General features: G+C 64.2%; 3 protein-coding genes and 1 pseudogene. All 4 read right to left on the bottom strand.

The annotated features are described in order from the left end of the window. Window positions 1-154: DUF736 family protein (locus E5A73_RS21125; protein WP_135965533.1), on the bottom strand; the 154-nt coding region annotated here is incomplete at its 3' end. 191 nt (window positions 155-345) lie between these two features. Next, on the bottom strand, window positions 346-744 hold the full coding sequence (locus tag E5A73_RS21120) for a type II toxin-antitoxin system VapC family toxin (RefSeq protein ID WP_206366571.1): 399 nt from the start codon (window positions 742-744) through the stop codon (window positions 346-348). Between the two features lie 11 nt (window positions 745-755). Continuing rightward, complete coding sequence (locus E5A73_RS21115; protein WP_135965832.1) at window positions 756-1,022, bottom strand: antitoxin; 267 nt, start codon at window positions 1,020-1,022, stop codon at window positions 756-758. Window positions 1,023-1,167: 145 nt separating this feature from the next. Then, window positions 1,168-1,349 (bottom strand): annotated as a pseudogene (locus tag E5A73_RS21110) (DUF736 domain-containing protein); the annotation flags it as partial.

Genomic DNA, 1,349 nt, shown 5'->3' with positions numbered 1-1,349 from the left:
GGCGGGCGGCGGAAAGAGCGAGGATCTCGAACTTGGGTGCGCGCGGATTGACGGACTGGACCGTGCGCAGCGCGATGACGATCGCGACGGTCAGCGTCGAGATCTTGCCGGTGTAGGTGCCACTGGCGTTCTGCTGGATGGTGCCGATGTTCATGGGAAGTCTCCTGAGATTGTGCGCTCGAACCCCTTGTCCGAACACACTCTCTCACCCTCCTCAGCTCCTCGGCCGTTCGGCCGAGCTAGGCGCGCCAGCGCCGCTCCGAGCGCGCCACTTCGGCGCCGTCGGGATCGTCCGGTCCATGGCGCGGCCGCCATGGTGGGTCGACAGCCGAAGAGCGCGCCCGGTCAGTGCCGGTCAACGAGCCAGTTCTCGACGGTCAGCGCGCGGATACGTGAAAACTCGCCGACATTGGCCGTCACCAAAGTCGCTTCGAGCGCATAGGCGTGAGCGGCGATGAAGAGGTCGTTCGGGCCGATCGGCTTGCCGGCGCTTTCCAGCTCGGCGCGGATACCACCATATTCGGTATCGGCCGGGACATCGAGCGCGAGCACCTGCACACTCGCGAGAATGGCTTCGATCTGCGCCAGCAGTCTGGGCGACCCCTTCTTGGCACAGCCGTAGCGCAGTTCCGCCGCGGTAATGATGCTGACGCATATCGCATCGGGCCCGACTTCGGCGATGCGCGCCGAAACGATGCCGTGAGGGTTTCGCGCCAGTTCGGACACGATATTCGTGTCGAGCATGTAGAGTTGGGTCACAGGTCGATCGCTTTGGGTGGCAGAAGCGTGTCGTCGATATCGGGAAATTGATCGTCTGGTCCCAGCGGCTCGAGGCTTGCCAATACTTCGAGTATGTTTTTGCGCCTGATCGGTTCAAGCACGAGTCGGTCGCCTTCGCGGTGTATCATGACGCGGTCGCCTGGCAGCTCGAAGTCTGCAGGAATGCGTACTGCCTGGCTTTTGTTGTTTCGAAAGAGCTTCACTTCACGAGACAGTGACGCCTGAGAGGAATTTCCGACCATGGCGGCCTCCTTTGGATATACACGAACATATACAAGGCTGCCGGGTAGCGCAACCGTGCGGGCGGCCTGGGCGACGGACAGAAAAAAGGCCCGCTTCGCGAGGGGTGCGAAGCGAGCCCTGTGACCCCTGGGTAAAGCGGGTGTGTCAGTCGGCCATTTCTGGCGTGCGGCGACGGCGACCGCCGGCAGGTGCGCCAGCGAAGCCGCCCTCGGCCGAGGATTCCCCCAGCCCATCGGTGCCGGCAGGCGGAGCGGGCTCGTCGGCGCCCGGCAGCGGCGGGAGGCCATCGTCTGTGCTCACCGTATCGGTCGGAGCATCGCGGCGGC

Origin of the sequence: Sphingomonas gei (assembly GCF_004792685.1) — a bacterium.
Lineage (GTDB): Bacteria > Pseudomonadota > Alphaproteobacteria > Sphingomonadales > Sphingomonadaceae > Sphingomonas > Sphingomonas gei.
Note: the sequence above shows the minus strand (reverse complement) of the source record. Positions and strands in the feature narration are given on the sequence as shown.

Coding starts and splice junctions, on each gene's coding strand:
- E5A73_RS21120 (WP_206366571.1), bottom strand. CDS start 744: ATGCTCGACACGAATATCGTGTCCGAACTGGCGCGAAACCCTCACGGC.
- E5A73_RS21115 (WP_135965832.1), bottom strand. CDS start 1,022: ATGGTCGGAAATTCCTCTCAGGCGTCACTGTCTCGTGAAGTGAAGCTC.